Raw genomic sequence first — 7,482 nt, 5'->3', positions numbered from 1 at the left:
GATTGTTGAACATCTATATTTCCACATTCATAAGTAATTCTGAAGATTCGCTGATAAACTGCGGGTGACTGTTGTTGTAAAAAATCCTTATAGCTTATACTTTCAATCTCTTCAGTAAAAGAAATGCTTCCACCTAAATCTGTAAAAACTTGCTGAGAAATAGTGGTAAATTCATTTGCCAAGCCCGGAATAGAGTCGTCTATAAAATCATTATCACAAGTTTGAATTGTTTGATTTTGTGGTGCGGTAATTTCTGGTTCTCCTATTACAGAAATCTTAATGGGAGCTCTGTTAGGGCTTATACAGCTTGCGGACTCTCCTTCAGCAACGTAATAGATGAATTCACCAGACTGCGAAGTAGATGGAATAATTTGAACTTCGGGAGAAGTATCTTCTTCGCTGGTATAGTAATATAAATTGAAATCGGGATTACTGGGTACAGCTGTTAATGGATCTGCTTCATCGTTAAGACAATAAGTGATTGCTTCAGTTTCAGGTACCGAAGCTATAGTTGTAATTTCTATAGTAAAAGGTATTGCGCAATTCTCGGTTCCCGGGATTACCGCATAATATTCACCCGAATTATTTGGAATGGGATTATTGGTAGTATACTCGGTACTATTATTCGTTACCGGAGATTCGTTAAAGAACCTTGTTCCGTTAGGAAACCCTGAATTAATTTCAGAAATACCTATTGGATCTTCTCTATTACAATACACAAATTTTCTGGCTTCATCTGAATTTTGGCAATTTTCAGCTCGAAAATTGGTAGCGTCTATGGCTACTTCAAAAGGAGTAGTAATAGGTTCTCCCTGGCAGGTTCCTTCGGTTTCATATCCCTGAATAAGGTCTTTGTTTTGAAAAGTAGTACCTGTTATAGCTCCGCGACCACTAATATTTCCGTTAAATCTTATAAGATCAAAACCCGGACAGATATTGGAAAGAATAGTACAATTTTTAGTTACCCCAAATTTTATGGTGAGATCGGCTAAAACATCATTGGTATTGTTTGCCAGCGGTAATTCATCTATTTCCCAAACTATAGATCCGGTTGCACCTAAAGTGGGATCAAAATATACTTCATTATTTTGCGGACTGGGAGAGAAATAAAAATTGGTTGAAAAACCATTAGGAAGATAATCGGCGTTATATGGAACCGGAATTACCACTTTTACGTCTTCTACATTCTCGGTCCCTTTATTTTTTAATTCAACCTTATAGCTTAATTCGTCACCGGGTACTGCATTATATGGTGGATTGCCCGCTATATTTCCATTTATTGCGCTTAAAGAGGAGATACCTTCAATTTCAGGAATGTAAGCGTCTACAGACATGGCAATTGAAAAAATGGAGTAGGTGTCCTGGGTAGAACCATACCTAAAGGTGGTACTGGTTTGGTTATTGTCTATAACTGAATTCCCGGCATTTGGAATATTGAACATGCTAATGTCTATTCCGGTATTATTAGTATAATTTGGTGTTCTTGAAGAACCATTATTTTGAATTGAAGAATTAAAGAAATTATTAGTAATGTTTTGCTCGTGAGAAAGACTTAACCAGGTATTATTACTATTCTTTTTTATCTGAAAATAATCTCCTGAAATCCCTACATCACCTTCGCCAGCCATTATTCCCATTTTCATATTTACGGGGCCAGATTGCGCGGTATTAAATCCCGAAACAGGAAGTTCATAATTTGCCACAACATTCCCTTCAACGTGAGCATAGCCATCAAAAACGGTAACATCCCTCCAATCCATTTGCGAATTTTCATAGATCACAATCATTCCCCATCCGCCGTAAAAACCGGTAGTACCACCGTTACCTTCACTTAGTTCCATATCGGCAACCCAATATTCCCCGGTACCATTGTTTTTCACTAAATCGGTTACTTCTGCATAAGCAGCATACATATCTGATGGTCCAGGGAAAAGAATATCATTCACGTTTGCGCTAATAGTTTGATAAGCAGAGTTATTTGGACCTTTTACTTTTATGTTTCTTTTAGCATTGGTCTTTCCAGAATTATTGGTACGTCCAGACCAATAAAGTCCGGCATAAATTATATTGGAGCACTCAGGATTTGCTCCATTTTCGTTTGAAAATTCAAGAACAGCTGCAGAGGAGTTTTTGGTGGAAGAAACGTTGTCTTCGTCTACAAATTGCATTAAATTGTTACTGTTATTTGTATTTTCCCCATAGGAAAAAAGGCTAAGATTGGTGTTGCCAATCATAGTGAAGTCTCCCTTAATATTATAGATCTTTTTTGAGGTAGAATATTGTGAAGTTCGTTGCTGAAATTCCTTATATACCTGTGCATTTACAGCCGCAGTGCAAAATAACAATGTAAATGCTATTAATACGAATCTTGTATAGGTAAACTGATTTCTAAAGTAGTTTTTTTCCATAATCCTGAATTTATGAGGGCAATATTTTATTGCTCTGTTGTAGTCCTGTAAAGAACTTTTACGTTAGAAGTATTCTCTAGCATATTTTGAATATTAGATACATTACATTCAAAATCACATTCAATTAAAACATATTTTAAAGCAGTACTTTTAATAGAACTTAGATCTAAACTTGTATATAAATTGTTTGAGGAATGCTTAATTAGAATTAAAACAACACTTTGCAATTCGGTTTTAAGCGAGGAGATATTTGATAAATATTTAGAGGGTACAATTACCAGTTTTGGCGCTCCATCTCCCATTTTGGCGTGCTCATTTTCCTGAACAACTAGTAGCGGATTTAATTCGAAAACCAGATTCTTAAGATTTTCTATTTCCCCAGAGTCAAAATTTTGTTGATTTCGGGTTTGAGTAGATTGTTCTTCTATTAATTGGTCAAAATTGGTAATCGAGTAATTTTCCTGTGCATTGCCAATAAAAGTATTAGCAAACAATACAAGGATAAGGAGTTTAAAGAGTGAATTTATTTTCATAATTCTATAGTTCTGTTTCCCGTTTTTCAAGGGAAAAATTATTTTAAATTTTGGCATAAAAAGGTCACTGATCCTTAGGGGAAGGATCAAACAAGGGTAGTTTTTTTAAAATATTTACGAATGTGAGATTTACACTTTGAAAACTTTTGGGGTAAGTTTTTAATAGGAAAGTATGGGGGATGACCTATTTTAAATGTTAATCTTAGGATAAAATTACAGTGAATAATCTTTAAAAGACCAAATTGTCTTTTTTTTTAGATTAAAGCCTATTTATTTTCGTTGAATGGTAATATTGAAGTAAAAAATACGGGAAATCAGGTGGTTAATATTTCAAATAAACGTTTTTAGCCATTGTTTAAAAGAATTTATAACAGCAGATAAACCTTAGGTTTAAACATAAAAAAACCACCCGATAAGGTGGTTAATTATAAAAAAAGTTGAGGTAATTAGGTAGTTAGTTTTGTTCGTACATTAAAATTCTATGTTGTTCACCTTCTATTAAAGGGTGTTCTTGCAGGTCTATTTCATAGATAAAACCTTCTTCTATAGTTGTAAAAATATCATATTCGTCCTGTACCGTATAACCTAATTCCTGTCTTGCATAATCTATCCAGGTTTGGTAAGTAGGGACATCCATTTTATTTTTATTAGAGATAACCGTTAAAAAGTCGTCTTGAATTTCTATAGTATAACGCGCACTTTTACCGTTTTTACTGGTTTTTTGATCTATCCAATTACCTTCATCCATTTTTGAGATTTGAAGTTCACTTAAATTTTGAGGGTTAAAATCTACGGCATAAACTACGTGATTTCTGCTATAGCTATCTGGATTTGTCATTCCAGCGGTACAGCTTCCTAAACTTATAGCAAGAATAATAATAGAAGCCTTAGTGAGTATTTGATTTTTAAATTGGAAAAAATTCTTATAAAAATTCATTTGCAATTTAATTTTAGTTTAATTTAATAATGGCGATTAGTTAAATGTATTGAACAAAATTAAGCGATATTACTTTTTATATGTATTATTATTAATATTTTTAGTTATATCGCATTATTATTAGATAAAATGTAATGGAATGCATTTCGTCGGTGTTTTTGGTCGAACTTATTTGCAGAACATAGAAATGAGTGCAGTTCGTCTATATTTAGTTCTTTTTTCTATTTGCATTTCAACTATAAAAAGCAGAATCTTATCTCAAAATTTTTCCGGCTTCAGCCTAAAACTTGTAAATTGCAGCAAAGCAAAACACAATGCAAAAGAGCCTTGATGATTACCGAAAAAGCTATGGAAAAAGCGAACTTTTAGAAGATAATGTCCCGTCTTTTCCACTGCCGCTTTTTACCGCCTGGTTTGAGGAGGCGGAAGAGCATCCTGAAATAGCAGAAGTAAATGCTATGAGTCTCGCCACCTGTGGAATAGAAGGATTTCCAAAAAATCGTATAGTACTTTTAAAGTCTTTTGGTGAAATGGGTTTCAGTTTTTATACTAATTATAATTCTGAAAAAGCCCGGGATATTGAAGAAAATCCAAGAGTTTGTTTATCCTTTTTCTGGCCACCATTAGAACGGCAGGTAATTATTAAAGGTGTTGCAATGAAAACTACCGAAGAAGAATCTGCAGCTTATTTTGGTTCCAGACCCCGGGGAAGTCAATTAGGCGCCTGGGCTTCTAACCAAAGTAATGTTTTAAGCTCCCGCGAAGAACTGGAAGAACAGTTAAAAGAAATTGAAGAAAGATATCAAAATAAAGATGTAGATAAACCACCTCACTGGGGCGGTTATCTGGTAACCCCCAGAAGTTTTGAATTCTGGCAGGGTAGAAATAACCGTTTGCACGATAGGATAATCTATGAATTTATAGAACAGGATACCTGGGAACGTAACCGTTTAGCACCTTAAAATTGAAATTATGAAACGATTAATTCTAGTGAGACACGGCAAATCGTCCTGGGGAAATAATTTACCAGATGAAAAAAGACCGCTTAAGAAACGTGCTTATAACGATGCTGAGGTAGTTTTGAAAACCTTTAAGGAATTTCAAAGTGGAAATTTAACTTTATGGAGCAGTCACGCAGTTAGGGCAAACACCACGGCAAATCTTTTTAAAGACGAAATGGAAATACCCGATGATAGATTCACCGTAAAAAAAGAACTTTATACGTTTGATGAAAGTCAATTACTCTCTGTAATTAAAACCTGCCCCGATAATGTAGAAAAACTCATGGTATTTGGGCATAATCCCGCAATGACGGGTTTGGTTAATCGGTTAGGCGATAAACCTATAGACAATTTACCTACTACAGGACTTTGTGTAATAGATTTTGATTTAAATTCCTGGAAAGACATTGAAACCGGTAAAACTTTACTACAATTATTCCCCAAAAACTTACGCTAATTTATGCCGCAAAGAAAATATTTAAACAGGGAACTCAGCTGGTTACAATTTAATGCCCGGGTTTTACAGGAAGCCGAAGATGAAACTGTTCCACTTATAGAACGATTAAGATTTCTGGGAATTTTCTCTAATAATTTAGACGAATTTTTTAAAGTAAGGTATGCTACCGTAAAAAGAATTGACCTGGCAGGAAAAGCAGGAAAAAGCGTTCTGGGCGGAATTAAAGCCAGCAAACTACTTGAAGAAATTACCCAAATAGTAATTGAACAACAAGCCGAAAGCCTTAAGATTTTAGACGATATTCAGCATCAGTTAAAAGATTATAATATTCATATTATTAATGAGAAACAGGTTTCTGCTACGCAGCAAAAATTCATTAAAAACTTTTTCCTTTCCAAAGTAAGTCCGGCCCTTGTAACTATAATTCTTAATGATCTTCCTGAAATTCCAAGTTTAAAAGACAGTGCAGCCTATTTAGCCGTAAAGATGGTGATGAAAGAGGAAAAGCCTCAAAAAGGAATTTCAAAAGTGCTGGTTAAAACCGAAAAAGACCGCAAATATGTTCTAATTGAAATTCCTCGAAGCATAGAACGCTTCGTAGTGCTTCCAGAAGAAAATGGGAAGCAGTATATAATCCTGTTAGACGATTTAATTCGATATAACCTGGGTACAATTTTTAATATTTTTGAATACGAAAGTATTTCGGCACATATGATAAAGATTACTCGGGATGCCGAGTTGGACATAGACAGTGACCTGAGTAAAAGTTTTATTGAAAAGATTTCCAGTAGTGTAAAAGATAGAATTAAGGGGGAGCCGGTAAGATTTGTTTACGATATGAACATTGCCGATGATACTTTGTCTTATTTAATGAATAAAATGGGCATAGAATCTACCGATAGTATTATTCCCGGTGGGCGTTACCATAATAGGCGTGATTATATGAATTTTCCCAGTCTTGGCCGTGAAGATTTACTTTATAAACCTATAGAGCCTTTGCCAATTCCTGGGCTTATATTACAAACCAGTTTGTTTGGAAGTATTGCCAGGAAAGATTATCTATTGTATGCACCATACCAAAGTTTTGCCTATACTGTTAAGTTTTTAAGGGAAGCCGCCTTAGATCCAAAGGTGAAAACTATAAAAATCACTATTTACAGATTGGCAAAAATATCTCATATTGCCAGCTCTTTGATTAATGCTGTAAAAAATGGCAAAAAGGTAATTGTGCAAATTGAATTACGCGCTCGTTTTGATGAAGTTGCCAATATTCGCTATGCTGAACAAATGCAAGCAGAAGGGGTTCAGCTTATTTTTGGCGTGCCGGGTTTAAAAGTTCATTGTAAAGCCTGTGTAATAGAGCGGGAAGAAGAAGGTAAAACAAAGCGCTATGGCTTTATTAGTACCGGTAATTTTAACGAATCTACTTCTCGCATCTATACTGACTATACCTTATTCACCGCTCATCCCGAAATTTTGAAAGAAGTGAATAAAGTTTTCGACTTCTTCGAAATCAATTATAAAGTAAATAAATACAAACATTTAATAGTTTCTCCGCATTACAGCAGAAATACTTTTGTAGGCCTTATTCAAAAGGAGATTGAAAATGCCCGGGAAGGAAAACCTTCTGGCATCGCGCTTAAGCTTAATAGTCTTTCAGATTATCCTATGATAGATAAACTATACCAGGCCAGCCAGGCCGGGGTAAAGATCAAGCTTATTGTACGTGGGGTTTGTTGTCTTATTCCCGGTGTAGAAGGTTTAAGCGAGAATATTGAAGCGATAAGTATTGTAGATAAATTCCTGGAACATCCGCGGGTATTTATATTTAAAAATGGTGGGAATTCTAAGGTTTACATTTCTTCTGCAGATTGGATGACCAGAAACCTTGACCTTCGTGTGGAGATTTCTTGCCCAATTTATGATGAAGAAATTAAACAGGAAATTATTGAAACTTTTGATATTAGCTGGAACGATAATGTAAAAGCAAGGACAATTACCTCTAAGCATGATAATGCCTATAGAAACAGCAGTACAAAAAAATTGCGTTCCCAGTTTGAACTATACGATTATTATTTAAAAAAATTACCCGGCACCAAACCAGAAAAGAATAAAAAGAAAATAGATAATTAGCCTCAACCTCAAA

The 7,482-nt window shown here is 34.8% G+C and carries 6 protein-coding genes; 3 read left to right on the top strand and 3 right to left on the bottom strand.

Features of this window, described 5'->3' with window-relative positions:
* The 3 genes from AACZ30_RS05510 to AACZ30_RS05500 all read right to left on the bottom strand — a co-directional run.
* The coding region (locus AACZ30_RS05510) for a hypothetical protein (protein ID WP_339648176.1) at positions 1-2,408 on the bottom strand (2,408 nt) is incomplete at its 3' end.
* Between the two features lie 26 nt (positions 2,409-2,434).
* Positions 2,435-2,941 (bottom strand): hypothetical protein, encoded by a 507-nt coding sequence (locus AACZ30_RS05505; protein WP_339648174.1) that lies wholly within the window; start codon positions 2,939-2,941, stop codon positions 2,435-2,437.
* 454 nt (positions 2,942-3,395) lie between these two features.
* Positions 3,396-3,878: a hypothetical protein gene (locus AACZ30_RS05500; RefSeq protein ID WP_339648173.1), complete on the bottom strand. Its 483-nt coding sequence runs from the start codon at positions 3,876-3,878 to the stop codon at positions 3,396-3,398.
* Positions 3,879-4,192: 314 nt separating this feature from the next.
* Between AACZ30_RS05500 and pdxH the strand changes: the two genes are divergently transcribed.
* Genes pdxH through ppk1 form a run of 3 tightly spaced genes read left to right on the top strand, consistent with a single transcriptional unit; the run spans position 4,193 to position 7,469 of the window.
* Positions 4,193-4,840 (top strand): pyridoxamine 5'-phosphate oxidase, encoded by a 648-nt coding sequence (pdxH, locus tag AACZ30_RS05495; protein WP_075327175.1) that lies wholly within the window; start codon positions 4,193-4,195, stop codon positions 4,838-4,840.
* Between the two features lie 10 nt (positions 4,841-4,850).
* Complete coding sequence (locus AACZ30_RS05490; protein ID WP_075327174.1) at positions 4,851-5,336, top strand: histidine phosphatase family protein; 486 nt, start codon at positions 4,851-4,853, stop codon at positions 5,334-5,336.
* Between the two features lie 3 nt (positions 5,337-5,339).
* Positions 5,340-7,469, top strand: a complete 2,130-nt coding sequence (gene ppk1 / locus AACZ30_RS05485; RefSeq protein WP_339648172.1) for a polyphosphate kinase 1 — start codon at positions 5,340-5,342, stop codon at positions 7,467-7,469.
* Positions 7,470-7,482: the final 13 nt, after the last annotated feature.

Origin of the sequence: uncultured Salegentibacter sp. (assembly GCF_963972535.1) — a bacterium.
In the GTDB taxonomy this organism is placed as follows: Bacteria; Bacteroidota; Bacteroidia; order Flavobacteriales; family Flavobacteriaceae; genus Salegentibacter.
The sequence above is the reverse complement of the archived record's forward strand: the minus strand, read 5'-3'. Positions and strand labels throughout refer to the sequence as shown.

Coding starts and splice junctions, on each gene's coding strand:
- AACZ30_RS05505 (WP_339648174.1), bottom strand. CDS start 2,941: ATGAAAATAAATTCACTCTTTAAACTCCTTATCCTTGTATTGTTTGCT.
- AACZ30_RS05500 (WP_339648173.1), bottom strand. CDS start 3,878: ATGAATTTTTATAAGAATTTTTTCCAATTTAAAAATCAAATACTCACT.
- pdxH (WP_075327175.1), top strand. CDS start 4,193: ATGCAAAAGAGCCTTGATGATTACCGAAAAAGCTATGGAAAAAGCGAA.
- AACZ30_RS05490 (WP_075327174.1), top strand. CDS start 4,851: ATGAAACGATTAATTCTAGTGAGACACGGCAAATCGTCCTGGGGAAAT.
- ppk1 (WP_339648172.1), top strand. CDS start 5,340: ATGCCGCAAAGAAAATATTTAAACAGGGAACTCAGCTGGTTACAATTT.